Here is a 26367-nt window from a genome sequence, read left to right on the forward strand (position 1 = left end):
CGATACGCAAGCGTTGCCATTCGATGCCCGAGCCGCGGTGCTCAGAACCCCTTCGGCAGCGTGAGGCTGGCGCGCAAGCCCCCGCCTGTGCCGTCAAGGCGCGCGGCGTCGGGGCTCGTGCGATTGGCAAGCGTCACGTCGCCGCCTTGCGCGCGCGCGAGATTGCGGGCGATCGCGAGCCCCAGCCCCGTGCCGCCAGTCGTGCGATTGCGGCTGTCTTCCAGCCGCATGAAGGGTCGGAAAACGTCTTCGAGGCGGTGTTCGGGGATCCCCGGCCCGTCGTCGTCGATGTCGATACGCACGGAATCGAGCAGATCGACGACCGAGATGCGCGCACGCCCGCCATAGGCGATCGCATTGTCGACGAGATTGCCGACGGCACGGCGCAACGCGTCGGCGCGTGCCGCGACGACAAGCGGTGCGTGCGGTGCGCAGCGCACATCCTGGTCCATGTCGGCGCGCTCGTCGGCGAGTGTTTGCAGCAGCGAAGCGAGATCGATGCGGTCGGACGGGCCGGGCGCGTCGTCGATGCGCGCGAATTCGAGCGTCTCGCGCGCGATCGCTTCGAGGGCGTCGATGTCGCGGCTCAAGGCCGCGCGCAAATCCGGATCTTCGACGCGCTCGACGCGCAGGCGCATGCGCGTGAGCGGCGTGCGCAGATCGTGGCTGATCGCCGCGATCATCGTCGTGCGGTCGCCCACGAAGCGGGCCACGCGCCGGCGCATCTCGGCGAAACTGTCGGCGATTACGCGGATCTCGCGGGCGCCCCGGCGCGGCAGCGCCTCGTCGGCGATCCCGCGCCCGAAGCGCTCGGCCGCGCGCGCCAGCAGCCCCAACGGGGCCGCGATGCGCGCGATCGCCCACCACGCGACGAACGAGGCCACGCCCAGCAGCATCAGAAGCCACCCGGCGAGGACTTTGAGGGCCGCATACGACCTTCCGCCGGGCAGGGTGGGCCGCACCACGAGCGCGTCGCCGCCCGCATCGACGAAGGTGGCGACGAAAAACGTGACCGTCACCGACACCGGCTCCGTCCGGCTCGCGAGCGGCGGAACGCGTTCGAAGGCCGGCGGCCCGAAAGCGCGAAAAGTGCGCGGCGGGCCGACCGCGAGTTCGATTTGCTTCCACGCGCGCTTCGAGTGCCCGGCGAGCGCTGCCGTCAGATAGGCGGATTCGGCATCGTCGGCCTGCGAGGTGACCAGCATCGGCGCGCCGTCGGTCTCGAAAACGAACCAGCGCGCTTCGTTCTGCCGCGCAAGCCACGCGGCACGCTCGGCGCGCGGCAGCGCCATTGCGCCGTCGGCGAGCGCTGCCAGCCTCTCGGCGAGCCAGTCGGAGTCGAAGGTCTGGACCGTTGGCCGCGCCTGGAGCGCCAACAGGCCGACCGAACCGATTTGCACGGCCATCAGCATGCACACCGCGAGCAGCGCCATCTGCGGCCCCAAGCGGCTCGGCCACAGGCGTTTGATCATGGCGCTTCTTCGGTCGGAACGACCTCGGTTGCGAACACGTAGCCGCCGTTGCGCACCGTGCGGATGAAGCGCGGCTCGTCGGGGAAGGGTTCGATCTTGCGGCGCAGGCGGCTGATCGACACGTCGATGCTGCGGTCGAACGGGTGGGCCGTGCGGCCGCGCACGAGATCGAGCAGTTGGTCGCGTGACAGCACGCGCTGCGCGCGCTCGGCCAAAGCGGTCAGCAGATCGAACTCGGTGCCGGTGAGACTCACGAGCGTGCCCTCGGCGTTGCGCAGCTCGCGCCGGATCGGGTCGATCGTCCAGCCGTCGAAGCGCAACGACTTCACGCGCGGCTTCGGGCTTGCCGGCAGCAATTCGTTGGTGCGGCGCAGGTGTGCCCGCACGCGCGCCACAAGCTCGCGCGGGCTGAACGGTTTCAAGACATAGTCGTCCGCCCCGAGCTCGAGGCCCACAACGCGGTCGGTTTCGTCGGCGCGCGCCGTCAGCATCACGATCGGCATTTTTGAAACGGCGCGCAGCTTGCGGCACAAAGCAAACCCGTCTTCGCCGGGCAGCATCACGTCGAGCACGGCCAGATCGAAGCTCTCGGTCGCAAGCAGGCGCTGCATGGCCGCCCCGTCGGCCACGGCCGTCACGCGAAAGCCGCTGTCGCCCAGAAGCTGGCTCGTGAGCCTGCGAATGTCGGCATCGTCGTCGACGATGAGGATGTGGGATTTGCGTGTCTGCATTTTGTCCGGTGCGTATGGCTGCGGGCATTTTAACGCGCCTAGCGGCAGCCTCGGTAGCGGATTGGGACGCGTTCGGGATCAAGGCTGCTATGCGGCGTGTGGTCGCTGGGGCCGAGCATCGTGCAGCGCATCGCCGCACGCAAAACACGAAGTGTCGCCGCATGTAACGAAATGTAACGGCTGCACCCGGCAGAAATCGCCGGGTGCGAAAACGCCCCGGCAAGGGCAGCCGATCGGATTGTTTCACGCGTAACGAAACATTGCGGCGTAGCCGCGCAAACCGACGAAAGCGCCGCACCGCAACACGACGTTACGAGGCATGGCGCGTGAAATGCCCCTGTCCGCACGTTCGGCATTGTGCCGGTCGGCAAAATCACAGGAGCGGAAAATGGGCAGTTCCATTTCGAGTACGGGTTTCGGCGGCATGCCGTCGGCAGCCCAAATGGCGCAGATGCGCGAGAAGATGTTCAGCAAGGCGGACGCCAACAGCGACGGCTCGATCGACAAGACCGAGTTCGCCAAGGGCGCGCCGCAGGGGGCCGACAGCAAAAAAACCGACGAGATGTTTGCCAAGATCGACAGCGACGGCAACGGCAAGATCTCGAAGGACGAATCGACGGCGTTCGACAAGAAGATGTCGGCGCAGATGCAGTCGATGATGCTGTCGGTCCAGAGCAGCGGGTCGGCCGGCGGCCCGCCGGACCTGTCGCAGCTGTTCGAGAAGGCCGACAGCGACAAGGACGGCAAGCTTTCGAAAGCCGAGCTCACATCGGCGGCCGAGCAGATGCAGTCGCAGTTCAAGACGAGCCTATTGTCGGCGCAGGAAGAGGCGCAGACCAAGACCGGCCGCAGCTCGGAAGCGCCGCCCTTCCCGCGCTTCTTCGACAGCGGTGCAAGCGCAGCGAGCGGCAGCGACGCCTTCAGCAGCCTCATGATGAAGCAGCTGCAGGCCGTCTGAACGGCCACGAAAAAGGCCCTGCCGAAATCGTCGGCAGGGCCTTCTCTTGGTTGGGCTCTTGGTTAGGACCGGACCAAAGGACCGGCGTTATCTTTTGCCTTCGACGGCCTTACTTTTCGCCGTCGTAGGTGAAGATATCGCGGTCCTTGGTTTCGGGCACGAACAGGAAGCCGATCACGGCGGTGCCCAGCGCCACCACGATCGGATACCAGAGGCCGTAATAGATGTCGCCCGTCTGCGCCACCATCGCGAAGGACGTGGCCGGCAGGAGACCGCCGAACCAGCCGTTGCCGATATGGTAGGGCAGCGACATCGAGGTGTAGCGGATGCGCGTCGGGAACAGCTCCACGAGTGCTGCCGCGATCGGCCCGTACACCATCGTCACGTAGATGACCAGAACGGTCAGGATCATGATGATGGTGAAAGGCTGGGCGCGGAAGATGTCGAAGAAGCCCGAAACGCGGACGCGGTTGGGGTCGTTGGCAGCCGGATAGCCCGCCGCCGTGATGGCCGCACCGGCCGCACGGTTGAAGGCTGCCGTCTTGGCGGCGGCTTCCGCCCCCGCCTTCTCCACGTCGAACGATTCGATCGAGACCGAGCCGATATTGATCGTCGTCGTGGAACCCGCCGGTGCCGCTTCCGTCGTGTAGGACACGGCGTTGCGGGCGAGGAAGGCCTTGGCGATGTCGCACGAGCTCGTGAATTTGGCCGTACCCGTCGGATTGAACTGGAACGAGCAATCCGCCGGATCCGCCTTCACCACCACGGGCGATTCCGTCTGCGCCTTGTAGAGCGTCGGGTCCGCATTGGCGGTGAGCGCCTTGAACAGCGGGAAGTACGTGACCGCCGCAATGACGCAGCCCGCCAGGATGATCGGCTTGCGGCCGATCTTGTCCGAGAGCGAACCGAACACGATGAAGCCGCCCGTACCCAGGATGAGCGACCAGGCGATCAGCACGTTGGCCGTGAGCAGGTCGACCTTGAGGATCGATTGCAGGAAGAACAGCGCGTAGAACTGGCCCGTGTACCACACCACCGCCTGGCCCGCCGTGAGGCCAAGCAGAGCGAGCAGTGCGATCTTGGCGTTCTTCCACTGGCCGAAGGCTTCCGACAGCGGGGCCTTCGAATGGGTACCCTCTTCCTTCATCTTCTTGAAGGCCGGGCTTTCGTTCATCTGCAGACGGATCCAGACCGAGATCGCGAGCAGGAAGACCGACACGAGGAACGGAATGCGCCAGCCATAGTCGGCGAAGTCCTTTTCGCCGAGATAGAGGCGGATCGACAGAATCACGAGCAGCGACAGGAGCAGGCCGATCGTGGCCGTGGTCTGGATGAAGCTGGTGAAATAGCCGCGACGACCGTGCGGGGCGTGCTCGGCCACATACACGGCCGCACCGCCGTATTCGCCGCCGAGTGCCAGGCCCTGGAGCATGCGCAGCGCGATCAGGATGATCGGGGCCGCAACGCCGATCGTGGCGTAGTTGGGCAGCACGCCGACGAGGAACGTCGAGGCACCCATGATCACGATCGTGACGAGGAAGGTGTATTTGCGGCCGACCATGTCGCCGAGGCGGCCGAACACGAGCGCGCCGAAGGGCCGCACGAGGAAGCCCGCCGCGAAGGCCAACAACGCAAAGATGTTGCGCTGCGCTTCGGGGAAGGCGCTGAAAAACTGCGCGCCGATGAGGGCGGCCAGCGATCCGTAAAGGTAGAAATCGTACCATTCGAAAATGGTGCCCAGCGACGAGGCAAGGATGACCTTGCGTTCCTCGGCCGTCATGGGGGCGGCCTTTTGGCCGTAAACTGCGTCGCTCATCCCGGTTCCCTTTTCTTCTGGCAGGCCAAATTTTACATGCCTGAACTGCTAATTATAGACTCCCGCAATCTACAGCGGGGATACGGCAATATGCCGATACCATCAGCGCGGTTCAACATAATTTTCCAGTTGCAGAATGGTAAATAGTCACGCGTGTCGGGCGCGCTTTTCCATTGCGGCGAAGGGTTTAGCGCTTCGTAAAGCGCAATGTATGCCAGCCTTGCTGCGCTATTCGGCCGCAGAAAACCATGCCGTGCAGGCGGTAAACCGCGCGAATCCAGGTATCCTGCTCAGCGAGCAGGCCTGACAGAACGAGCGTACCCCCGGGTGCGACGGCGCCCGCAAGGCGGGCTGCAAGCTGCGTGAGCGGGCGTGCCAGAATGTTCGCGAGCACCAGATCGTACCGCGCTTGCGTGCGCCCGAGCTTCGCGAACCCGGCCGAGGCGCGTACTTCGATACGCGCGGCGAGGCCGTTGCGCCGCACGTTTTCGCGCGCCAGATCGGCCGAGTCCGGGTCGATGTCGCTTGCGAGCACGCGCGCGGGCCAGGCGCGCGCCGCACCGATCGACAGGATGCCCGAGCCGCAGCCGAGATCGAGCACGCGGTGGATTTTTTTGCGCTTGGCCCCCCGGCGCTTGGCAAGGTCGGAAATCACGCGCAAGCAGCCCTTGGTTGTGGCGTGTTCGCCCGAGCCGAACGCGATCGACGCGTCGAGCGCCACGGGCCACGCCCCCGCCGGAACCGGGCGCTGCACGTGGCTGCCGTAGACGTAGAAGCGCGCGATTTCGAGCGGCGGGAAAGACGCGCGGTTTTCGGCAAGCCAGTCGCGCTCGGGCAATTCTTCGACAGCGAGCGAAGGCACGCTGCGGCCGAGATCCTTGGCAGCCTTGAAGATCAGCGGCGCCAAGCGCCCGAGATCGGGCTTTGCGTCGAAAAACGCTTCCACGAGCCACGGCCCGTTGGGCACGGTTTCGAACGCTGTCAGCGCCCCCGCCTCTTCCTCGATCGCCTGCACATAGGCCGCTTGCGAAATCGCATCGGCGGGAAACGCCAGGCGCCAGATCGTGCTCATGCTTTCTCCACGAAATTTTCCATCACGTGCTTCAAGCCCCCATGCTCGAACTCGACTTCGAGCTTGCCGCTTTCGGCCGCCAGCACCTGGCCGTAGCCGAATTTCTGGTGAAACACGCGCATGCCTGCGGCAAGGCCACCATGGCGGCGCGTGTCGCTCGTCGTCGCACGCCCGTCGATCACGGGCGCGCACCGGTTGCCGTGGGAAAAGCGGCGCACAGGTTCGGCCAATTCGCCGGCGGCTTGCCCCAGCGCCTGCCCCGCGAATTGCGGCCCGTCGCCCCACAGGCCCGGCTCGCTTGCCACCAACAGCCGCTCGGGCGGCAATTCGGCCACGAAGCGCGACGGCACGCTCGATTGCCACATGCCGTGGATGCGCCGGTTGGCGGCGAAACTCACATAGGCGCGGCGGCGCGCGCGCGTTAGGCCGACATGCGCCAAGCGGCGCTCTTCCTCGAGCCCCGCCTCGCCCTTTTCGTCGAGGGCGCGCGGATGCGGGAACAGCCCCTCCTCCCAACCCGGCAAGAAGACGGCGCCGAATTCGAGGCCCTTGGCGGCATGCAGCGTCATCAGGCTCGCCATGTCGCCGGGAGCGGCTTCGGCGTTTTCCATGACGAGCGACACGTGCTCGAGAAACGCGCCGAGATCGTCGAACTCTTCGAGGGCGGCGACGAGTTCTTTGAGATTCTCGAGCTTGCCGGGCGCTTCGGGCGATTTGTCTTCCTGCCACATGCGCGTATAGCCGCTTTCGTCGAGCACGGTCGCGGCAAGTTCGGCATGGTTGGCGCGCGGCGCCTGGGCGCGCCAACGCGCGAAATCCTCGACCAGGCGGCGGATCGCGTTGCGCGCGGCAGGCTTGAGCTCGTCCGTGCCGACCAGCATTTCGGCTGCCGCCAAGAGCGGCATGGAACGCGCGCGCGCCAAGCGCTGCAGTGTTTGCACCGTCGCGTCGCCAATGCCGCGGCGCGGCTTGTTGACGATGCGCTCGAAGGCAAGATCGTCGTCGGGCTGCACGATCACGCGCAAATACGCGATCGCGTCGCGGATTTCTTCGCGCTCGTAGAAGCGCGGGCCGCCGACCACGCGATACGGGATGCCGAGCGTGATGAAGCGCTCCTCGAATTCGCGCGTCTGAAAGCCGGCACGCACCAGGACAGCCATGTCGCCGAGCTTTTCGCCCGCGCGCTGCAGGGCTTCGATCTCGTCGGCCACGAAACGCGCTTCCTGCTCGCCGTCCCACACAGGCCGCACCGAGACAAGCTCGCCGCCGGCCGCCGCCGTCCACAGGGTTTTGCCGAGCCGCGCGCGGTTGTGCGCGATGAGGCCAGAGGCAGCCGCCAGGATATGTTCGCTCGAGCGGTAATTCTGCTCGAGCCGCACGATCTTGGCGCCCGGAAAATCCTGTTCGAAGCGCAGGATGTTGCCGATTTCAGCACCGCGCCAGCCGTAGATCGACTGGTCGTCGTCGCCCACGCAGGCGAGATTGCGCGAGCCTTGGGCCAGAATGCGGAGCCACAAATACTGCGCCACGTTCGTGTCCTGATATTCGTCGACGAGCAGATAGCGCAGGCGCTTGTGGTATTCGGCCAGGATCTCCGGCTGCTGCTGGAACAAAGTCAAATTGTGCAAAAGCAGATCGCCAAAATCGCACGCATTGAGCGTGAGGAGACGGCGCTGGTACATCGCGTAAAGCTCGGCCAAGCGGCCGCCCGCAAGATCGACGACCGCGTCGGCATTGGCCTCGGCCCCCAATTTGTCGGGGGCAAGGCCGCGATCCTTCCAGCGCTCGATCGCCGCATGCACGAGGCGCGGCGGCCATTTTTTGTCGTCGATGTTTTCGGCCTGCAGCAATTGCTTGATGAGCCGAATCTGGTCGTCCTGGTCGAGGATCGTGAAATTGGGCTTGAGGCCGACAAGCTCGGCATGGCGGCGCAGGATGCGGGCGGCAAGCGCGTGGAACGTGCCGAGCCACATCGCACTTGCCGAATCGCCGACGAGCGCACCGATGCGCGCGCGCATCTCGGCCGCGGCCTTGTTCGTGAAGGTCACGGCCATGATCTGGTTCGCGAACGCCTTGCGCTGCACGAGCAGATGCACCACGCGCGTGATCAGCACGCGCGTTTTGCCGGTGCCCGCACCCGCAAGCACCAGGAGCGGCCCTTCGGTCGAGACCACGGCCTCGCGCTGCTGCGGATTGAGGGCGCGCAGATAGGCCGGTTCCCCGGCCGATGCGGGGGGCGAAGCCGGGAGCGATTCGGGGTGGGAATCCATCGTCGGGGTATATAGCACGAACCCCCTTGGCGAAACCGGCCGTGGCATGGAGAATGCTTGCCAAGGCGGCGGCGTTATCCGACCCCCGACACAAAGGAGACGGCCATGCGTGTTGCACGTTTCGTCTTGGCACTCGCACTTGGTGTTTTTTCGCTCGCAGCGTTGCCTTGGGCGGCTCAGGCCCAAACGCTCGAAGACGCGCTGGGTGCCGTCTTCCGTCTCAAGACTTTCGTGCCGGCCGAAGCGCGCACGGCCCAGACGCTCGGCCGCGAGCGCGAAGGTTCGGCGATTTTGATCGACGCCAGCGGGCTCCTGGTGACCGCCGGCTACCTGATGGTCGAAGCTTCGGGCGGCGAGGTGCATCTGCCCGACGGGCGCGCTGTGCCCGCAACGATCGTCGGATACGACCAGGATAGCGGGCTTGGCCTCTTGCGCATGGCGGAGAGCCCCCGCGGGCTGAAACCCTTGGCGCTGGGCCGCTCGCGCGACGTGAGCGACCGCGATCCGGTCGCCATCCTCGCCTATGGCGGGCGCGCTTCGGCCGCCCCGGCCGCCGTCGTGTCGCGGCGCGCGTTTGCAGGCAATTGGGAGTATCTCTTGGACGAGGCGATCTGGACCGCCCCGCCGCATCCGGCTTGGAGCGGGGCCGCCCTCGTGGACGCCGACGGGCGCTTGGTCGGCGTGGGCTCGCTCGTGGTCAACAATGCCAGCGGCACGCCCGATCCGATTCCGGGCAATGTGTTCATCCCGATCGATCTACTGCCGCCTTTGCTGGCCGACCTCATCGTGTCGGGCCAATCGACGGCGCCGGTGCGCCCGTGGCTCGGCATGACCTTGGGCGAATTGGGCGGCGGGCGGCTTGTGGTGCTGCGCGTGACGCCGCAAGGCCCAGCCGAAGCGGCCGGCATCAAGCGCGGCGACGTTGTGGCCGCCGTCAAAAACGCGCGGCCGGCGACGCTCGAAGAATTCTACCGCGCTTTATGGGCGCAAGGCCCGGCGGGCACTGTGCTGGAATTCGAACTCGTGCAGGACGGCGCAGTTCGGCGCATGAATGTGCCGTCGGTCGATCGGCGCAACCATTTGAAGCTGCGCACCACGCTCTAACCTTCAGGACTCCAGCCTTCAGGCGATGTCGAGATAGCGGCGCTGGAGTTTCGCCGAGGCGATCCCGAGTACCGCCCAGAACACGGCGGCCGCCGCAAGCGACGCCAACGCAAAACGCTGCGCCAATTCGGCCGTCATCCCGTCTTCGCCCAACGGCCCGCTTTGGCCCATCAAGGCGACAAGGCCCGTCGCCTCGCCGGGTGCGCCCACCGCGTGCGGCAGCACGAGTGCGAGCAGACCCAACGCCCACAGCCAGCCGCCGCGCGAAAGCGCCATTAGTGCCACGCCGAGCAACGTCGCCACGGCCGTGCCAATCCACCAGGTTTGGCGTGCGAGGAGGTCGCCTTCGGCCATGCCCGGCAAAGCAGGGGCAAGCCCCAAAGCGGGGGCCAGCGAGAAAGCCGCAAACCCGGCGGCCCCGAGGCCCAAGCCCAAACGCCAATCGAGTGCGACGCCGCGTACCGAGCGCGCCAGCAGCAAGGCGGCGTTGGCCAGCAGCGCAAAACCGACCCCGGCCAAAACGTCGAACAGCACCGACAGGCCGATGCGCGAGACCCCTTCGGGCGACCAATCATGGGCATGGTCATGCCCGTGCATATCCGCAGCCGGCATCGCCCCGACGACTTCGAAAGTTTCGGCGATCGCGATCAGCGGCCACACGCCGACGGCCTGCAAAGCAGCGGCGACGAGCCCGGCGATCGCCCCGGCGACCAGGGCAACCCAGAACAGGCGCGCGATCATCGGACCGGCCTCAGTGGCAGGGGAAAGCGAAGCTGTGGCGCGAATCGTGCGCCGCATTGTGGATGACGGAAGCGCCGGCGAAACCGACGCCTGCCAGCACGAAGATGCCGAACAGCAGCGCCAAAGCGGCGGCCGAGGCGGCCTTGGCCCGGACGGCGGGCTGGACGTAAACGGTCTGCTGGATCATCGGCGAATCCCCCCGGCTCGAAATATTCGTTGAACCTAGCGCGGTTCGGACGCCTTGCGCAAGCCGACCGCGCCTCAGTACTTCTTTTCGTCGTGATCGGTGCAGATCTGCGGCGCGTTGCGGCACCAACTGCGCACGCTGGCCTGTCCGGCATTTTTAACGTCGTCGATGGAACAGGCGGCCAGTGCGGCCGCCACGAGTGCTGCCAGCGCCAGAGATTTGATTTTTCGCTGCATCGTCAAGGCCCCCCGAAAGCGGGGACACTAACGCTGCGCGTCGGCTTTGCGCAAGCCGACCGCCCGCCCGGCCCCTTCGGGGATCGGCAAAGCCGCATGGGACGCGGCGAAGCCCGCGATGCGCGCGCGATCGTCGTCGGCAAACGGTATGGCGCGGCGCATGCCGAGATCGACATGCAGCGACAGCATTTCCATGGTTGCAGCAAGCGTGCCGGTCGTCTTGTGGCGCAGCGTGTGGAAATAATGCAGCCGCTTGTCGCCCGCGCCGAGGATCTGCGTCGCCACACGCACCTCGTCGCCAAGCGTGAGTTCAGCCAGATACCGCACATGCGCTTCGACGGCGAAGAAGCTGCGTCCGCTGCGCTTGCGCCAGGCAGCCCCGAAATCCATCGCCTCGAACAGCGCGTCGGTCGCGTTGTCGAACACGAGCACGTAGAAGGCGACGTTCATGTGGCCGTTGTAGTCGATCCATTCGGGGCGGATCGCTTCGGCATGGCGGTCGTACGGGGCGGCGAAGGCAGTGTTTTTCGTATCCATGGAAGCGAGAATGCGCCCGACCTTGGCGATTGGGCAAGAGCCCGCAAAACCATGCTAAAGAATTTCCATGACGCCGAACCAAATGCTGAGCTGGGTCAATTCCCGCGCCTCGACCATCCTTGCTTTGTGCCTGTTCGCAGGGATGGTGCTGCCCGATCTTGCCGCCGCCGCACGCCCCTATCTGCTGCCGGCCGTGACGATCCTGCTTGCCACGGCCATTCTGCGCATGGATTGGCGCACGCTGGCCGAGCCGCTGCGCGAACCTGTGAAACTGGCGATCCTCGTGGTGCTGCTGATGGTGGGGGTCCCGCTCGCGGCCGTCCCGCTGGCGGCATGGCTGCTGCCCGCCCCGCTCGCGCTTTCGATCGGGATTTTCGCCACAGCACCCATCCTCGTGTCGATGACGGCCTATGCGCGCATGCTCGGGCTCGATTCGCGCTGGGCGCTCGTGCTGCTCGTCGGCACCAGCCTTGCTGTACCCTTCACCTTGCCCCCGCTCGCGGCGGCATTGCTGCAGCTGGAAGTCGGCATCAGTGCGAGCGACCTGCTGCTGCGGCTCGCCGCCCTCGTCGGCGGGGCCTTTGCGGCCGCCTGGATCGTGCGCAAAATCGCGGGCCCCGTGCGCCTGCAGCGCTGGGACAATGCCATCGGCGGGATCGGCGTTCTGCTGCTCGTCGTCTTCGCGTTCGGGGCCGTCGACGGATTTGCCGAGGCGATTTGGGCCGAGCCCGGCAAGGTCGCACTTTATATGGTCGCCGCATTTGCGGCCAATTTCGGCCTTCAGGCTTTGGCGGCAGCCTTGATGCTGCCCTTCGAAAAACCGCTCGGCCTCAAGCGCACCGAAACGCTGACCGCGTGCTTGGGTGCAGGCAACCGCAATTTCGCCTTGGTGGTGGGGGCGATCGGCGTTGGCAGCGACAGCGACCTCTTCCTCTATTTCACCTGCATGCAGTTCCCGATCTACATGACGCCGGCCCTGCTGGGGCCCATCTACCGGCGGGCTTTGCGCTAGGCGCGCGCAGCCCTTACGTCTCGTAGCCCAAATTCGGCCGCAGCCATTTTTCGGCCTGTTCGAGCGAAACACCACGGCGATGCGCGTATTCGGCGACCTGGTCTTTGCCGATGCGCGCCACGCCGAAATACGCCGCCTTCGGGTGCGAGAAATAGAAACCCGACACGGCGGCCGTGGGCAGCATCGCGAAGTTTTCGGTGAGGCTGATGCGCGTTTGATGATGCGCGTCGAGCAGACGGAAAAGTTCGACCTTCTCGCTGTGGTCGGGGCATGCGGGATAGCCCGGCGCCGGACGGATGCCGCGATATCTTTCGGCCACGAGATCTTCGTTCGAAAGCGTCTCGTCGGCCGCATAGCCCCAGAATTCCCGGCGCACGCGCGCATGCAGGCATTCGGCGAAAGCTTCGGCCAAGCGGTCGGCAAGGGCTTTGAGCAGAATGTCCGAATAGTCGTCGTGCTGCGCCTTGAAACGGGCCAGATGCGCTTCGATGTCGTGGCCCGCCGTCACGGCGAAGCCGCCGATGTAATCGGCCTCGCTCGAAATGAAATCAGCCAAGCAGTCGTTGGCGCGTCCGCCGCGCTTGGCGATTTGCTGGCGCAGGAAATGGAAGCGGCCGATTTCGTTGCTGCGCTTGTCGTCCTCGTAGACCGCGACGTCGTCGCCGATGCGCCGGCACGGCCACAGCCCGAACACGCCCTTGGCCACGAGCCATTTTTCGTCGACAAGGCGCTTCAGCATTTTTTGTGCGTCGGCGAACAGATTGCGCGCACTTTCGCCCACGACCTTGTCGTCGAGAATGGCGGGATAGGTGCCCTGCAATTCCCAAGCGCGGAAGAACGGCGTCCAGTCGATATAGGGCACAAGCTCGGCCAGCGGATAGTCGGCGAAGGTCTTGGTGCCGTGCAGCTTGGGCTCGGGCGGCACGTAGTCGAACCAATCGAGCTTGGGCGCGTTGGCGCGCGCTTCGACGAGCGAGACGAGCGATTCTTTTTGGCCGCCCGCGCGCTCGATGCGGATTTTTTCGTACTCGGCGCGCACGTCGGCGTTGAACGCATCGGCTTGCGTGTCCGACAGCAGTGACGAGCACACGCTCACCGCGCGCGAGGCGTCGAGCACATGCACGGTCGGCCCGTCGTAGCGCGGGGCGATGCGCAAGGCCGTATGCGTCTTGGAGGTCGTGGCGCCGCCAATCAGCAGCGGGATCTTCATGCCGGCACGCTTCATCTCTTCGGCGACCGTCACCATCTCGTCGAGCGAGGGCGTGATGAGGCCGGAGAGGCCGACGATATCTGCCTTGGTTTCGGCCGCCACCCGCAGGATCTCCTGCACGGGCACCATCACGCCGAGATCGACGACGTCGAAATTGTTGCACTGAAGAACGACGCCCACGATGTTCTTGCCGATATCGTGCACGTCGCCTTTGACCGTCGCCATGACGATCTTGCCCTTGGGCTTGGAATCGGCGGTCTTCTCGGCCTCGATATAGGGGATGAGATGGGCGACCGCCTTTTTCATCACGCGCGCGGATTTGACGACCTGCGGCAGGAACATCTTGCCCGCCCCGAACAAATCGCCGACCACGTTCATGCCGTCCATCAGCGGGCCTTCGATGACCTCAATGGGGCGGCCCGCCTGTTGGCGCGCTTCCTCGGCGTCTTCGACCACATATTGGTCCATGCCTTTGACGAGCGCGTGCTCGAGCCGCTTCTTGACCGGCCAGCTGCGCCATTCGAGCTCCGCCGCGTCGGGTGCGTCGGCTCCCGATTTTTTGTATTTCGGCGCAAGTTCGAGCAGCCGTTCGGTGCTGTCGGGTCGGCGATTGAGGATCACGTCCTCGCACGCGTCGCGAAGCTCGGGGGCGATCGTGTCGTACACGTCGAGCTGGCCCGCATTGACGATGCCCATATCCATGCCGGCCTTGATGGCATGGTAGAGAAACACCGAATGCATCGCGCGGCGCACCGCTTCGTTGCCGCGGAACGAGAAAGACAGGTTCGAAACGCCGCCCGAGATTTTGGCGTGCGGGCATTCTTGCTTGATGCGGCGCGTGGCCTCGATGAAATCCACGCCGTAATTGTTGTGCTCTTCGATGCCCGTCGCGACCGCGAAGATGTTCGGATCGAAGATGATGTCTTCAGCCGGGAATCCCACTTGGTCGACGAGGATGCGGTAGGCGCGCTTGCAGATCTCGACCTTGCGGTCGGCCGTGTCGGCTTGGCCCTTTTCGTCGAACGCCATCACGACGACGGCAGCGCCGTAGCGGCGAACTTTGCGCGCGTGTTCGATGAACGGCGCTTCGCCTTCCTTCATCGAAATCGAATTGACGATGGGCTTGCCGGCCACGCATTTGAGGCCCGCTTCGATGACCGACCATTTCGAGCTGTCGATCATCACGGGTACGCGCGTGATGTCCGGCTCGGCCGCGATCAGCTTCAGGAAGGTGTCCATCGCCTTTTCGGCGTCGAGCAGGCCTTCGTCCATGTTGACGTCGATGATCTGCGCGCCCGCTTCGACCTGCTGGCGTGCCACTTCGACGGCGGCGGTGTAATCGCCGCCCAGAATGAGTTTCTTGAACGCCGCCGAGCCGGTGACGTTGGTGCGCTCGCCGATATTGACGAAGGTAGCGCTGGCGCTCGCGTTGCTGGGTTCGCTCATGTCAGAAACTCACCGCTTCCATGCCCGCAAGCCGCAGCCGCGCGCCGAGTTTTGGGATCTTGCGCGGCGGCACGCCCGCCACCGACTTGGCGATCGCCGCGATATGGCCGGGTGTCGTACCACAGCAGCCGCCAACCACGTTGATCCAGCCATTGCGCGCCCACACGCCCACGAGTTGGCCGGTCATTTCCGGCGGCTCGTCGTAGGCGCCCATGTCGTTGGGCAAACCCGCATTGGGATAGACGCAGATCAGCGTGTCCGCGCGCCCCTGGATGTCGCCGACGTAAGGATAGAGTTCGGTCGCCCCGAACGAGCAATTCATGCCCATGGTGAGCGGCTTTGCGTGGCGCACCGAATTCCAGAACGCTTCGACCGTCTGGCCGGAGAGATTGCGCCCGGCCATGTCGGTCAGCGTGAATGAGCACATGACCGGAATCTCTTCGCCGCGCGCTTCGCCCGCTTCCGAACACGCCACGAGGGCGGCCTTGGCGTTCAGCGAGTCGAACACGGTTTCGACCATGATGAAATCCGCCCCGCCGTCGAGCAGCCCGTCGATCTGTTCGCGGTAAATGTCGCGCATCTCGTCGAACGACACCGCGCGGTAGCCCGGATTGTTGACGTCCGGGCTGATCGACAGCGTCTTGTTCGTCGGCCCCAAAGCGCCGATCACGAAGAGCGGCTTGTCCGGATTTTTGGCCATCGCCGCATCGCAGGCTTTGCGGATCACTTGGGCCGCCGCAATGCTGATCTCGCGCGCCTGCGCCTGCAGCCCGTAATCGGCCAAACTGATGGCGTTGGAGTTGAAGCTGTTGGTGGCGAGAAGATCGGCACCGGCGTCGATGTATTTGTTGCAGATCTCGGCCACGATCTCGGGGCGCGTGAGATTGAGCAGGTCGTTGTTACCCTTCTGGTCGTGATTGTAGATACGCCCATTGCGGTAGCCCGCCTCGTCGAGCTTGTAGCTCTGGATCATCGAGCCGTAAGGCCCGTCCTTCACGAGGATGCGTTCGGCCGCGACTTTGCGGAACAACTCGGCTTTTTGCGCGCGTGTCATGGATGGGTCTTTCAAGCCGATTTTGCCGCAAGCGGTGCTGCGATCTTGGCCGGGCGCAGGCCCAGCACATGGCAGATCGAATAGGCGAGATCGGCGCGGTTGAGCGTGTAGAAATGGAAATTGGTCACGCCGTGCGCCTGAAGCCGCCGGCACTGCTCGGCCGCGACCATTGCGGCGACAAGGCGGCGCGTTTCGGGATCGGGATCGAGGCCGTCGAACAGGTCGGCAAGCCAGCCGGGCACCGATGCGCCGCACATTTTCGAGAATTTCTGCACTTGCGCGAAATTCGTCACCGGCAGGATGCCGGGCACGATTTCGTTGCGAATGCCGCGTGCCGCACAGCGGTCGCGATAGCGCAGATAGACGTCGGTGTCGAAAAAATACTGCGTGATGGCGCGATTGGCACCCGCATCGAACTTGGCCTTGAGATAGTCGATGTCGGCCTCGGGCGAGGGCGCATCGGGATGGGATTCGGGATACGCACCCACGGATATGTCGAAATTCGCGATGCGCCGAATGCCGGCCACGAGGTCGTTGGCATAGGCATAGCCGCCGGGATGCGGCTCGTATTTGGTCTGGCCCGCCTGCGGATCGCCGCGCAAGGCCACGATATGGCGCACGCCCGCCGCCCAGTAACTGCGCACGACGTCGTCGATTTCCTCGCGCGTGGCGGCAACGCAGGTGAGATGCGCGGCCGGCGACACGTCGCTTTCCGACGCGATGCGCTTGACGACCGCATGCGTGCGCTCGCGCGTCGACCCGCCTGCCCCATAGGTGACCGAAACGAAGCGCGGACCCAGCGGCGCCAAGCGCTCGAACGCGGCCCACAGCTGCTTGTCCATCTCTTCGTTCTTGGGCGGGAAAAATTCGAAACTAACGGTGATCGCACCAGTCGCGGTTTCGCCGCCGAAAAGCCGTTCGTTCATGGGGGGAAGGTTCCTTCTTCTATTCACGAGGCCAATGAGGTGGGGGCAAGAGAGGTAGGTGCAGCATAAGCGCTTGCCGCCTTGTCGCCCGCCCACAGGCAGACGGTCAAAGCTTCGCCCGGCAGTTTGACCGGAGCGACGGGGACGAGACCTGCTGCAAGCAGCCAGGCGCGCATGTCGGCATCGGCAAAACCGAGGCGCCGATGCGCGTTTTCGCTGCGCAGCGCATCGTAGGTGTGGGGTGCGAAATCGACGATCACAAGCCGCCCGCTGGGACGCAGCACGCGCGCGGCTTCGGCCACCACGGCCGCCGGATCGTCGGCAAAATGCAGCACCTGGTGGATCGTCACCACGTCGAATTCGGGCGCGTCCCAGGCGAGGCGATACATGTCGCCCTGGCGCACATAAACATTCGCAAGCCCCGCCTTGGCGATGTTGGCGCGCGCCACGCGCAGCATCTCGTGCGACTGGTCGATGCCCACGCCGCGCGCACCGCGGGCACCCAGCAGCTCGAGCATGCGCCCCGTGCCCGTGCCGATATCGAGCATGTCGAAGCCCGCGCGCGGCGGCATCAGATCGAGCAGGCGCTGCTCGACCTCGCGGTCGTGCGCATGCAGCGAGCGGATGCGGTCCCAGCTTGCGGCATTGGCGTCGAAATACGCGGCCGCGCGGGCGGCCCGCGTCGCGCGCACGGCGTTGAGGCCGTCGCGGTCGCGCTGCAGCTGCGCATCGTCGGTCGGCAGCAATTCGGCGAGCTTGCGCACGAGTGCGCCGACCGAGCCGTCCGCATGCGTGCCGGCCGCGAGCCGGTAGAAAACCCAACTGCCCTCGGGCAGCCGGTCGAGCAGGCCTGCGTCGCACAGCAATTTGAGATGGCGCGACACGCGCGGCTGGCTCTGCCCCAGAATCTGCACCAATTCACTGACCGTAAGCTCACCCTTTGCGCACAGCGCCAACAACCGCAGCCTTGTGGGCTCGGCGGCGGCGCGCAAGGCTTCCAAAACTGTGCTCAGCGACAGCGACATTCCTACTCCTAAGAAACATACATATAACGATATGTTTATATCTTGCAATAGATAAGTCGAGCTGACTTCGATTTAGACCAGATTGCCTGTTGTATCGGCGCAACAGGCGGAGGCGGAAGCCTGTGGGGCAATTGTCGGGCTATGGTTTTGGCGCCAGGCCCTATGATAACAATTCGTTCTGCAAGGCTCGATTCGTACCAAAGGGCGCGGTGTCGGGAGTGCAGAACATGCCGAAAGATCGAGTCTAACGTGGGCAAAGATCCGAAGCTGTTCAGCGTTCGTAAACGTATTCGTGCTACCGTCGTTGTCGCTTGGGCGGGGGTCTCGGATCTCTGAAGCGTTTCTGGGTCAATAGTCGCGTCTCGTCTCGAAGGGTTCCCCACTCCAATGTCGCTCACGTCGAATTTGCGCTTGTCGGATTTCGCTTTGGTGCGTCGTACGTGTCTGACGGCGCTGCTTGCGACCAGCCTCCTTGTCGGCGCTTCGGCCGCACGCGCCGCCGAGCAATCGGCAACCGCCGTGCAGGTCCAAATCGCGCCGGTCCAAATCGCACAGGCAAACGAAGCGGGCGGCGAAATCTGGGACCCGATTGAGCCGGTCAACCGCTACTTCTTCGAAGTGAACCGCTTTCTCGACGAAGTGATGCTGAAGCCCGCCGCCGCCTGGTACGGCCTGCTGCCGCAGGGCGTGCGCACGGGAACCGGCAATTTCCTCGGCAATCTGCGCACACCGTGGACCGTCGCCAATGACGGGCTGCAGGGCCAGGGCGAACGTGCCGGTACGGCCGTCGCGCGCTTCTTCATCAACACGCTGATCGGCTTTTTCGGCGTCTTCGATCCGGCCAAGGAATTGGGCTTCGCACCGCACGACGAAGACGCGGGCCAGACCTTCGGCAGCTGGGGCGTCGAGGACGGCCCCTATCTGATGCTGCCCGTGCTGGGCTCGTCGAACGGCCGCGACCTCGTCGGCTTCGTGGTCGATGCGTTCCTCGATCCGTTCAATCTGCTCACGCGCGGCACGCGTATCGACTGGGCGCCCTACGCGCGCGCCGGCACCACGGCCGTGCATTATCGCGACGCCAACAAACAGCAGATCGAAGATCTGCAGCGCAGCTCGACCGATCTCTACGCGACCGTGCGCCGCGTTTCGGTCGAACGTCGCCGCGCGGAAATCCGCAATGCCGATCCGGGCTCCAGCCCGCCCTCGCCGCGCATGACCGACGGCGACGTTCCCGGCGTTTCGGGTTCGCGCGCCGACGCAGCGCAGTGACGGACGCAAGGGGATAACGCGCCATGCTGCGCCGCATCCTTCTGAGCTTCGTCGCCGTGCTCGCACTGGCGTTGGCAGTGCCGTCCGCGCGCGCGCAGAATGCCGTCCCCTCGGCCTCCCAGTTCATCGACCGGCTGTCGCAGACGGCGATCGAGGGGCTGACCTCCAAAGACATCGACCACGAAGAGCGCAAAGAGCGCTTCCGCAAGATCTTCACCGAAGCGTTCGACGTGACCACGATCGGCCGCTTCGCGCTCGGCTCGCCGTGGCGCACGGCGAGCGAATCCGACCGTGCGGAATATCTGAAGGTGTTCGAAGACTACATCGTGGCGAGCTACGCCACGCGCTTTGCCGATTACGGCGGCGAAAAGATCGTGACCGTGGGATCGCGCCGCGGCGACGACAACGAGGCTTTCGTGCAGTCGCAGTTCATGCGCACCCAGGGTGCGCCGGTCCGCGTGACGTGGCGCGTGCGCCCGAATGGCGACAACTGGCGCATCATCGACGTGATCATCGAAGACGTGAGCATGGCGATCACGCAGCGCGACGACTTTTCGGCGACCGTGCAGCGCAACGGCGGCCGCCTGTCGGCGCTGATCGAAGCCTTGCGCGCCAAGACCACCGCCCCGGCCGCAGCGCCCGCCGGGCGCAGCTAGAAACTTCCCTCTTCCCGATCAATCCCGCGTAAGCGGCTTGTATTTGATACGGTGCGGCTGGTCGGCATCCGCACCAAGGCGCCGCTTCTTGTCGGCTTCGTAATCCTGGTAGTTGCCTTCGAACCAAACGACTTGGCTGTCGCCTTCGAACGACAGGATGTGCGTGGCGATGCGGTCGAGGAACCAACGGTCGTGGCTGATCACCAGCACGCAGCCCGAATATCCCAGCAACGCGTCTTCGAGGGCGCGCAGCGTATCGACGTCGAGATCGTTGGTCGGTTCGTCGAGCAGCAGCACGTTGGAGCCGGCTTTGAGCATCTTGGCGAGCTGCACGCGGTTGCGCTCGCCGCCCGAAAGCTGGCCGACCTTCTTCTGCTGGTCCGCACCCTTGAAATTGAACGACGCCACGTAGGCGCGGCTCGGCACGTTGCGGCCGCCGATCACGAGAATGTCGTCGCCCTTCGAGACTTCTTCCCACACGGTTTTGTTGGCGTCGAGATCGTCGCGGCTCTGGTCCACGTAGCCGAACTGCACCGTCTCGCCGACCTCGAGCTTGCCGCTGTCGGGCTTGTCCTGGCCCACCAGCATGCGGAAAAGCGTCGTTTTGCCGGCCCCGTTGGGCCCGATGATGCCGACAATGCCGCCCGCCGGCAGGCGGAAATCGAGCTTGTCGATCAGGAGTTTGTCGCCGAAGCCCTTGCTGAGCTGCTCGGCCACCACGACCGTGTTGCCGAGACGCGGGCCCGGTGCGATCTGGATCTGCATGCTGTCCGGCGCGCGGTCGCGCTCCTCGGCCACCAGCGCGTCGTAGGCCTGGATGCGCGCCTTGTTCTTGGCTTGGCGCGCGCGCGGGCTCGACTTGATCCATTCGAGCTCGCGCTCGAGCGTCTTCTGGCGGTTGGTTTCCTGCTTCTCTTCCAGGGCCAGGCGCTTCTGCTTCTGGTCGAGCCACGACGAGTAATTGCCTTCCCAAGGGATGCCCTTGCCGCGGTCGAGCTCGAGGATCCAGCCCGCCACGTTGTCGAGAAAGTAGCGGTCGTGCGTAACGGCCACCACGCAGCCCGGATAATCGTGCAAGAAGCGCTCGAGCCAGCCGACAGATTCGGCGTCGAGATGGTTGGTCGGTTCGTCGAGCAGCAAGAGATCGGGCTTCTGCAGCAGCAGGCGGCACAAAGCCACGCGTCGGCGCTCGCCGCCCGAAAGCTTGGTCACGGCCGCATCGCCCGGCGGGCAGCGCAGCGCATCCATGGCGATTTCGATCGTGCGGTTGAGGTCCCAGGCGTCGGCGGCGTCGATCTTCTCCTGCAGCTCGGCCTGCTCGGCCAAAAGCGCATTCATCTCATCGTCGTCGGTCACTTCGCCCAATTTGTTCGACACGTCTTCGAAGCGGTCGACCATCGATTTCAGCGAGCCCAAACCTTCCATGACGTTTTCGGCCACGGTTTTTTTGGGATCGAGATGCGGCTCCTGCTCGAGAAGGCCGCACGTCGCCCCTTCGGCCAGGAAATGTTCGCCCGACGTGTCCGGATCGCGCCCCGACATGATCTTGAGCAAGGTCGATTTGCCCGACCCGTTGAGGCCCAGCACGCCGATCTTCGCCCCCGGCAGAAAGGACAGCCAAATATCGTCCAGCACCTTTTTCCCGCCCGGATAGACCTTGGCGAGACGCTTCATCACGTAGACATATTGATAGGCGGCCATGGCGGGCTGTTCCTCGGGCGGGCGGTGCGGACGTCAAAAAAACTGGCCTCCGAGATAGCACACCTCGGGGCCGGATCAAGCTTACGTTCTGTCGGCGCGGGGCTAGCGCACCAGGGCGGCGCGCTTGGCCGCATCGGTTTGGAAAGCGGCCAGCGTCTTTTCGAGATCGGCGCGCGGCACGTCGCGCGTGATGAACACGAATTTCGAGCGCCGATCCGCATCGGGCCAAGCCGGCAGGCGAGCGGGCGGGTGGAACAGGTGCTGCACGCCGTGCACGACGACGGGCTGCTCTTCGCCCGCCACGTTGACCAACCCCTTCATGCGCAGCAAATCGGCGCCGCGCGACTGGGCAAGACTGCCAAGCCAGCTCGCCACCACGTCCCAGTCCATCGGTTCGTCGATGGTCAGGCAGTGCGCGCGGATGCGGTCGTCGTGGCGATTGACGTCGTGGTGCGCGTGGCCGTGCCCATGATCATGGCCGTGGTCATGCGCATGATCGTGCCCATGGTCATGGTCGTGGCCATGATCGTGCCCGTGATGATGGTCGTGTTCCTTCTTGGCGGCATAGGCTTCTTCCGCCAACCAGCGGCGCACATCGGCCGTCTTGGTTGCGGGATTGTAGAGGCCCGCATCGAACAGAAATGCGGGATCGACCTGGCCTTGCACGGCCACGATCACCGGGGCTGCCGGGTTGATCGCGGCCAAGCGCAAGCGCAAGGCGGCGACTTTGGCGGGATCGGCAATGTCGGTCTTGGTCAGCACGAGCCGGTCGGCAACCGCGACCTGCTTCACGCTTTCGAACTGCGCGTCGAGCTGCGCATCGGCATTGACCGCATCGACCGTGGCGACCACGCCGTCGAGCCGGTAATAGGCCGCGAGCACCGGATCGTCGATCAGCGTGTGCAGAATGGGGGCGGGATCCGCCAAGCCCGTCGTTTCGATCACGACGCGCACGAATTCGGGCACTTGGCCGCGCACGCGCTTCAGATAAAGATCGCGCAACGCGACTTCGAGATCGCCGCGCACCGTGCAGCACAGGCAGCCCGAATTCATCTTCACGAACTGGGTCTGGGCTTCCGGATCGACATGGTTCAGCAACTCGCCCTGCACGAGCAGATCGTCGAGCCCGATTTCGCCAAATTCGTTGATGATCACGGCCGTCTTGGCCATCGCCGGATGGACCAGCAGCTTCGTCAACAGCGTGGTCTTGCCGCTGCCCAGAAACCCGGTCAGCACCGATATGGGAAGGGGCGTCCAGCCGCCCGGCGCGGGAGTGTTTTCCATCGGGCCAAGCGATAGCACCCGGCGGCGACGCGCGGCAAGCCCGGTGCCGCCCTGTCGCCGCGCGCCGATTTTTTGGCTATAAGGAACGCATGTCGTCGCCGCATCTTCCGGTCGCGCGTTTGCTGCTCGGCTCGGCGCTCGGGCTGGCGCTGTTCGCGGGCCTCTATTGGAGCCTCGCGCGCGGCGGCCAAGCGCCTGGCCTTGCCGCAGCCTTGCTGTGCGCAGGCCTCGGGCTTGCACTTGCCCTCGCGGTTGCGGCTGCCGCGTTCCGCAAAACCATGGCTCTTGCCGCTGCCGAGCGGCGCGCCCTCGCGGCGGAACTGGAAGCCGCACGCGCCGCCGCGAACGCGGGCGACGCGCAAACGCAGCACGACCGCGCGTGGCTCGAGGCGATCTTGCGCGATCTGAGCGAAGCCGTAATCGTCGCCGACCGCGACCACCGGCTGCTGCTGTTCAACGCGCGCGCCAACGAGCTGCTGGCCCCGTGCGGGCCGGTGGGCCTGCGGCGCGATTTGCGCCTGCTGGTCGAGATTGCCGATGTCGATGCGGCGTTTGCCGCCGCAAGAACCGGCAACTGCGCTTCGGCGCAGATTTATCTGGCCGACGGGCGCGGGCCCTTTGCGGCGCGCCTTGCCTGGGTGCGCGATCCGGCGGCCGCAAGCGACGCCTACGTGCTGACTTTCGGCGCGCGCGATACGGATCAAGACGCGCGTGCCGCGGTGCCGCCGCGGCCCGAGTTTTTCGATTTCGACGCCTTACGCCTGTCGCCGTCCGACGCGGACCTCGCCGACCGGCCGCTCGCCGCCCTCGCCTACTGCGTGTTTGATCTCGAAACGACCGGGCTCGACATCGAAAACGACGCGATCGTGTCGGTGGGGGCCGTGCGCGTGCTCGGCAGCCGCGTGCTGGGCAGCGAGAATTTTTCGACGCTCGTCGATCCGGGCCGGCCGATCCCGCCGGCATCGACCGCGATCCACGGCATCGACGACGCGGCCGTGGCCGGTGCCCCCGATGCGCCCGCCGCGATCGCCCAGCTCAAGCGCTTCGCGCACGATGCGGTGCTGGTCGCACACAATGCGGCGTTCGATCTGGCGTTCGTGGCGCGGGCGGCCAAAGCGGGCGGATATGCGTTCGACAATCCGCCCTTCGACACGCTGCTCGTGGCGCGCTGGCTGTTTCCCGATCTTGCCGACCACAGCCTCGAAGGGCTTGCGAATCTGCTCGGCGTCGAAATCGGCCGCCGCCATTCGGCCCTCGACGATGCGCGTGCGACGGCCGCGATCTTCGCCAAGCTCGTCGATATCTGTCGCCATCGCGGCCTTGCGACCTACGGCGAGCTTGCGGCCGCCTCGAACATGGCGCTCGACATGCGCCTGGCCGCGCACAATCTCAGCCGAGCAGGCGGCCTGTAATCTCGGCGCGCGTGGCGGCCGCAAACAGGTCGATCGCGTGCAACGCGTCGGCAAGCCGCGTGCGTTCGGGCTTGGTCAGCTCGCTCGGCCGCACATAGTTGCCGGGCACGCGGCCCGCGCGTGCGGCGGCAAGCTGGCCGCGCAGCAAAAAGAACGTCACGGTCTCGAAGGCGGCGGCAAGGCCTGCAGCCTCGCCCGGCGCCAAAGCGCCGGCAGCGTCGAGCGCTTCGAGCCGTGCGCGCGTACCCGTCGCAAGCGTTCCGGCACGCAAGGCACGCAGACGCGCATTGGCAACCAGCGGCATCGTGCCGCTCATCTTCAAGTCGATTTCGCCGGCATGTTCGCCCGAGGCGATCGGTGCCAAACGCCCGAACAGGCCGAGGGCCACTTTGAGGCGCCGATCCTCGCCCAGCATCGCGCGCGCGAAGCCCGGATGGCGCTTGAGCGCTGCGGCAACCTGCCCGCGCAGGCGCACGGCCGGGGCCGGATCGCCGAAGATCGGCTCGAAATCGAAGAAGATATCGGCGGTGAGCAAGGCCGCCGGCGTGCGCCGCTCGATCCATAGGCCGATCTGCTCGGCCCATTGCGACGCGGTCTTGCGCCACACCGGGTTCGACGACATCACATTGCCCTTGCACAGCTCGAACCCGATCGCGGCCAGGGTCTGCGAGATGCGCACGGCGAATTCGATGAACCACGCGTCGATCCTGTCGTGCGCATCGTCGGGATAGTCGGCGAGCATCATGCCGTGGTCCTGGTCCGGGGCGAGGAAGCTTTCGCCGCGCCCGCCCGAGCCCATGATCAGAAACGTGAAGGCGACCGGCGGCGGCCCCAACTCGGCCAGATGCTGCGCCACCACATGGCGATGCAGGTCGCGGTTGATCTCGGTCACGATGCGCTGGATGTCGGGGGCGGGCAATCCGTCGTCGAGCAGCGCTTGGGCAAGCTCGATCTGGGCGGCTTTGGCCGTGCGATGGTCGCCCAACGCCGCTTCGAGGCCGCCCAGAATGTCGAGTTCGCGCAGCACGCGCGCACCCGCCGCCGCCAAAGCACCCGCGCGCGCCACAAGGCCCAAGGGCTTGCCATCGGCATCGACGACGGGCATATGCCGCCAGCCGCGCCGCCGCAGCCGCCCGAGAATGCGGTAGAGATATTCGTCGGCCGACACGGCGACCGGGTCGGGCGTCATGAACTGCGCCACTGGCGCACTTGCCGAGGCCTTGAGCGCCACGCGCGTGACGACGTCGCGCTCGGTGAGCAAGCCCGCGAGGCGCCCCTGGGCATCGACCGCGAGCAACGCCGACGCATTGGCAGCGGCCAGCGCCTCGAGGGCGGCGGCGATCGGCAGATCGTGCGGCACGACAGGCACTTCGACGAGCGCGTCGCGCGCGCGCCCCAAAAACAGATCGAGGGCGATAAGCCCTGCCATCAACCGCCCAGGGCCGCGCGGGTTTCGGCGCCGCGCAGCATCGGGCGCAGATCCTGCAGAAACGACAGCATGCCGAATTTCACGGCCCCCGCCACGGCCTGGTAGTCGGCATCGTGCACGCCCGATTTGACCGGCAACGTTTCGAACATGCGCTTGGACGAACGGATTGCGATTTTCTGCACCGGGCGGGGCGGTTTGGCGATCGCGGCCAGCAGCCGTGCTTCGAACGTAGCGATGTCGCCACCCCAGCCCTCGGGGCGGCTCGCCGGTGCCGGATACTGGCCCAGGATATCGCCGTAGACGCGCACGAGCCCGGCATTGAGGCTTGCATCGTCGACCGCGCCGGGGCTGCGCAATTCGCCCTCAACCACCAGCAGCATGTCGGCCAGAACGGTCACGAAACTTTCCCATCGGCAGACCTGCAAGGCGGCTTGGAAAGCGTCGTCGTTGAAGGCGGCTTGGCCGTAATGGCCGAGCGAGTTGCGGCAGAACTCGCGCGAAGCGCGCTGGGCCAGCAAAGCAGCCCGCTCGGACACGAAAATCTTCAAGGATTCCAAATCCGTGAGCGGTGCCGCACGCCACCTGCGGACGGTATCGGCAATATATTTACGCAAACCCACTGTGAATTCCATGAGAATATCCAATGTTTAATGACGCTTGCGAAGATTTCGGCGTCCGTGATACACGCGATGCAGCTTGTAGAACAAGACTCGAAATGCAAGCGCATGTCCGGAGGATGCCCCCCACCCTTCTCGCTCCAAAACCAAAGCCGCAACCACGTCCGCAATTCGTGCGCACCCCGTCGATCAAGGGGCATCG

The 26367-nt window shown here is 65.4% G+C and carries 23 protein-coding genes; 6 read left to right on the top strand and 17 right to left on the bottom strand.

Annotated elements, in window-relative coordinates; translation table 11 throughout:
• Window positions 1-41: 41 nt before the first annotated feature.
• Entirely contained in the window at window positions 42-1472 is a 1431-nt protein-coding gene (locus tag O9320_02320; protein ID MCZ8309658.1) for an ATP-binding protein, read from the bottom strand.
• Window positions 1469-2203: a response regulator gene (locus O9320_02325; protein MCZ8309659.1), complete on the bottom strand. Its 735-nt coding sequence runs from the start codon at window positions 2201-2203 to the stop codon at window positions 1469-1471. The genes O9320_02320 and O9320_02325 overlap by 4 nt, the downstream gene beginning before the upstream one ends.
• Before the next feature lie 388 nt (window positions 2204-2591).
• On the opposite strand from O9320_02325, the gene O9320_02330 reads away from it, so the two are divergent.
• The gene (locus O9320_02330) at window positions 2592-3161 is read left to right on the top strand and encodes an EF-hand domain-containing protein (GenBank protein ID MCZ8309660.1); all 570 of its coding nucleotides are present in this window, start codon (window positions 2592-2594) and stop codon (window positions 3159-3161) included.
• A gap of 109 nt (window positions 3162-3270) precedes the next feature.
• Here O9320_02330 and O9320_02335 read toward each other — a convergent pair whose 3' ends face one another.
• The 3 genes from O9320_02335 to O9320_02345 form a co-directional block, all read right to left on the bottom strand.
• On the bottom strand, window positions 3271-4977 hold the full coding sequence (locus O9320_02335) for an MFS transporter (GenBank protein MCZ8309661.1): 1707 nt from the start codon (window positions 4975-4977) through the stop codon (window positions 3271-3273).
• A gap of 187 nt (window positions 4978-5164) precedes the next feature.
• A complete protein-coding gene (locus O9320_02340; protein ID MCZ8309662.1) occupies window positions 5165-6049 on the bottom strand; it encodes a 50S ribosomal protein L11 methyltransferase in 885 nt (294 codons plus the stop codon).
• Window positions 6046-8319, bottom strand: a complete 2274-nt coding sequence (locus tag O9320_02345) for a UvrD-helicase domain-containing protein (GenBank protein ID MCZ8309663.1) — start codon at window positions 8317-8319, stop codon at window positions 6046-6048. Before O9320_02345 ends, O9320_02340 begins: the two co-directional genes overlap by 4 nt.
• Before the next feature lie 105 nt (window positions 8320-8424).
• Between O9320_02345 and O9320_02350 the strand changes: the two genes are divergently transcribed.
• Window positions 8425-9423, top strand: a complete 999-nt coding sequence (locus tag O9320_02350) for a S1C family serine protease (GenBank protein ID MCZ8309664.1) — start codon at window positions 8425-8427, stop codon at window positions 9421-9423.
• 18 nt (window positions 9424-9441) lie between these two features.
• Here the strand turns inward: O9320_02350 and O9320_02355 are convergent, their stop codons facing one another.
• The 4 genes from O9320_02355 to O9320_02370 all read right to left on the bottom strand — a co-directional run bounded on the left by O9320_02355 (window position 9442) and on the right by O9320_02370 (window position 11124).
• Complete coding sequence (locus O9320_02355; GenBank protein ID MCZ8309665.1) at window positions 9442-10164, bottom strand: CbtA family protein; 723 nt, start codon at window positions 10162-10164, stop codon at window positions 9442-9444.
• 10 nt (window positions 10165-10174) lie between these two features.
• On the bottom strand, window positions 10175-10351 hold the full coding sequence (locus tag O9320_02360) for a CbtB-domain containing protein (GenBank protein ID MCZ8309666.1): 177 nt from the start codon (window positions 10349-10351) through the stop codon (window positions 10175-10177).
• Between the two features lie 74 nt (window positions 10352-10425).
• Entirely contained in the window at window positions 10426-10587 is a 162-nt protein-coding gene (locus O9320_02365) for a hypothetical protein (protein MCZ8309667.1), read from the bottom strand.
• 27 nt (window positions 10588-10614) lie between these two features.
• The gene (locus tag O9320_02370; GenBank protein MCZ8309668.1) at window positions 10615-11124 is read right to left on the bottom strand and encodes a thioesterase family protein; all 510 of its coding nucleotides are present in this window, start codon (window positions 11122-11124) and stop codon (window positions 10615-10617) included.
• Window positions 11125-11191: 67 nt separating this feature from the next.
• Between O9320_02370 and O9320_02375 the strand changes: the two genes are divergently transcribed.
• Window positions 11192-12136: a hypothetical protein gene (locus tag O9320_02375; GenBank protein ID MCZ8309669.1), complete on the top strand. Its 945-nt coding sequence runs from the start codon at window positions 11192-11194 to the stop codon at window positions 12134-12136.
• A 13-nt stretch (window positions 12137-12149) separates the two neighbouring features.
• Here O9320_02375 and metH read toward each other — a convergent pair whose 3' ends face one another.
• Genes metH through O9320_02395 form a run of 4 tightly spaced genes read right to left on the bottom strand, consistent with a single transcriptional unit; the run spans window position 12150 to window position 17797 of the window.
• Window positions 12150-14792 carry a methionine synthase gene (metH, locus tag O9320_02380; GenBank protein MCZ8309670.1) on the bottom strand — a complete coding sequence of 881 codons (2643 nt, stop codon included), beginning with the start codon at window positions 14790-14792 and terminating at the stop codon, window positions 12150-12152.
• A 1-nt stretch (window position 14793) separates the two neighbouring features.
• Entirely contained in the window at window positions 14794-15846 is a 1053-nt protein-coding gene (locus tag O9320_02385) for a homocysteine S-methyltransferase family protein (protein ID MCZ8309671.1), read from the bottom strand.
• Between the two features lie 11 nt (window positions 15847-15857).
• A complete protein-coding gene (gene metF, locus O9320_02390) occupies window positions 15858-16772 on the bottom strand; it encodes a methylenetetrahydrofolate reductase (GenBank protein MCZ8309672.1) in 915 nt (304 codons plus the stop codon).
• A 23-nt stretch (window positions 16773-16795) separates the two neighbouring features.
• Window positions 16796-17797: a metalloregulator ArsR/SmtB family transcription factor gene (locus tag O9320_02395; protein MCZ8309673.1), complete on the bottom strand. Its 1002-nt coding sequence runs from the start codon at window positions 17795-17797 to the stop codon at window positions 16796-16798.
• Between the two features lie 387 nt (window positions 17798-18184).
• Between O9320_02395 and O9320_02400 the strand changes: the two genes are divergently transcribed.
• Together O9320_02400 and O9320_02405 are read left to right on the top strand one after the other, a co-directional pair.
• Window positions 18185-19066 carry a VacJ family lipoprotein gene (locus tag O9320_02400; GenBank protein MCZ8309674.1) on the top strand — a complete coding sequence of 294 codons (882 nt, stop codon included), beginning with the start codon at window positions 18185-18187 and terminating at the stop codon, window positions 19064-19066.
• Between the two features lie 23 nt (window positions 19067-19089).
• Window positions 19090-19722, top strand: a complete 633-nt coding sequence (locus tag O9320_02405) for an ABC transporter substrate-binding protein (GenBank protein ID MCZ8309675.1) — start codon at window positions 19090-19092, stop codon at window positions 19720-19722.
• 18 nt (window positions 19723-19740) lie between these two features.
• Here O9320_02405 and ettA read toward each other — a convergent pair whose 3' ends face one another.
• Both ettA and O9320_02415 read right to left on the bottom strand, forming a co-directional pair.
• The gene (gene ettA / locus O9320_02410) at window positions 19741-21423 is read right to left on the bottom strand and encodes an energy-dependent translational throttle protein EttA (GenBank protein MCZ8309676.1); all 1683 of its coding nucleotides are present in this window, start codon (window positions 21421-21423) and stop codon (window positions 19741-19743) included.
• Between the two features lie 102 nt (window positions 21424-21525).
• Window positions 21526-22707, bottom strand: a complete 1182-nt coding sequence (locus O9320_02415) for a GTP-binding protein (protein ID MCZ8309677.1) — start codon at window positions 22705-22707, stop codon at window positions 21526-21528.
• Window positions 22708-22796: 89 nt separating this feature from the next.
• On the opposite strand from O9320_02415, the gene O9320_02420 reads away from it, so the two are divergent.
• On the top strand, window positions 22797-24119 hold the full coding sequence (locus tag O9320_02420; protein MCZ8309678.1) for an exonuclease domain-containing protein: 1323 nt from the start codon (window positions 22797-22799) through the stop codon (window positions 24117-24119).
• Here the strand turns inward: O9320_02420 and O9320_02425 are convergent.
• A complete protein-coding gene (locus O9320_02425) occupies window positions 24097-25548 on the bottom strand; it encodes a DUF294 nucleotidyltransferase-like domain-containing protein (protein MCZ8309679.1) in 1452 nt (483 codons plus the stop codon). The genes O9320_02420 and O9320_02425 overlap by 23 nt on opposite strands.
• Window positions 25548-26096 carry a hypothetical protein gene (locus O9320_02430; protein MCZ8309680.1) on the bottom strand — a complete coding sequence of 183 codons (549 nt, stop codon included), beginning with the start codon at window positions 26094-26096 and terminating at the stop codon, window positions 25548-25550. Before O9320_02430 ends, O9320_02425 begins: the two co-directional genes overlap by 1 nt.
• Window positions 26097-26367 lie beyond the last annotated feature (271 nt).

Source organism: Magnetospirillum sp. (assembly GCA_027532905.1).
In the GTDB taxonomy this organism is placed as follows: domain Bacteria; phylum Pseudomonadota; class Alphaproteobacteria; order CACIAM-22H2; family CACIAM-22H2; genus Tagaea.

Coding starts and splice junctions, on each gene's coding strand:
- O9320_02365 (MCZ8309667.1), bottom strand. CDS start 10,587: ATGCAGCGAAAAATCAAATCTCTGGCGCTGGCAGCACTCGTGGCGGCC.
- O9320_02340 (MCZ8309662.1), bottom strand. CDS start 6,049: ATGAGCACGATCTGGCGCCTGGCGTTTCCCGCCGATGCGATTTCGCAA.
- O9320_02395 (MCZ8309673.1), bottom strand. CDS start 17,797: ATGTCGCTGTCGCTGAGCACAGTTTTGGAAGCCTTGCGCGCCGCCGCC.
- O9320_02420 (MCZ8309678.1), top strand. CDS start 22,797: ATGTCGTCGCCGCATCTTCCGGTCGCGCGTTTGCTGCTCGGCTCGGCG.
- O9320_02375 (MCZ8309669.1), top strand. CDS start 11,192: ATGACGCCGAACCAAATGCTGAGCTGGGTCAATTCCCGCGCCTCGACC.
- O9320_02330 (MCZ8309660.1), top strand. CDS start 2,592: ATGGGCAGTTCCATTTCGAGTACGGGTTTCGGCGGCATGCCGTCGGCA.
- O9320_02350 (MCZ8309664.1), top strand. CDS start 8,425: ATGCGTGTTGCACGTTTCGTCTTGGCACTCGCACTTGGTGTTTTTTCG.
- O9320_02335 (MCZ8309661.1), bottom strand. CDS start 4,977: ATGAGCGACGCAGTTTACGGCCAAAAGGCCGCCCCCATGACGGCCGAG.
- O9320_02400 (MCZ8309674.1), top strand. CDS start 18,185: ATGTCGCTCACGTCGAATTTGCGCTTGTCGGATTTCGCTTTGGTGCGT.
- O9320_02425 (MCZ8309679.1), bottom strand. CDS start 25,548: ATGGCAGGGCTTATCGCCCTCGATCTGTTTTTGGGGCGCGCGCGCGAC.
- O9320_02385 (MCZ8309671.1), bottom strand. CDS start 15,846: ATGACACGCGCGCAAAAAGCCGAGTTGTTCCGCAAAGTCGCGGCCGAA.
- ettA (MCZ8309676.1), bottom strand. CDS start 21,423: ATGGCCGCCTATCAATATGTCTACGTGATGAAGCGTCTCGCCAAGGTC.
- O9320_02355 (MCZ8309665.1), bottom strand. CDS start 10,164: ATGATCGCGCGCCTGTTCTGGGTTGCCCTGGTCGCCGGGGCGATCGCC.
- O9320_02320 (MCZ8309658.1), bottom strand. CDS start 1,472: ATGATCAAACGCCTGTGGCCGAGCCGCTTGGGGCCGCAGATGGCGCTG.
- O9320_02405 (MCZ8309675.1), top strand. CDS start 19,090: ATGCTGCGCCGCATCCTTCTGAGCTTCGTCGCCGTGCTCGCACTGGCG.
- metF (MCZ8309672.1), bottom strand. CDS start 16,772: ATGAACGAACGGCTTTTCGGCGGCGAAACCGCGACTGGTGCGATCACC.
- O9320_02370 (MCZ8309668.1), bottom strand. CDS start 11,124: ATGGATACGAAAAACACTGCCTTCGCCGCCCCGTACGACCGCCATGCC.
- metH (MCZ8309670.1), bottom strand. CDS start 14,792: ATGAGCGAACCCAGCAACGCGAGCGCCAGCGCTACCTTCGTCAATATC.
- O9320_02360 (MCZ8309666.1), bottom strand. CDS start 10,351: ATGATCCAGCAGACCGTTTACGTCCAGCCCGCCGTCCGGGCCAAGGCC.
- O9320_02325 (MCZ8309659.1), bottom strand. CDS start 2,203: ATGCAGACACGCAAATCCCACATCCTCATCGTCGACGACGATGCCGAC.
- O9320_02415 (MCZ8309677.1), bottom strand. CDS start 22,707: ATGGAAAACACTCCCGCGCCGGGCGGCTGGACGCCCCTTCCCATATCG.
- O9320_02345 (MCZ8309663.1), bottom strand. CDS start 8,319: ATGGATTCCCACCCCGAATCGCTCCCGGCTTCGCCCCCCGCATCGGCC.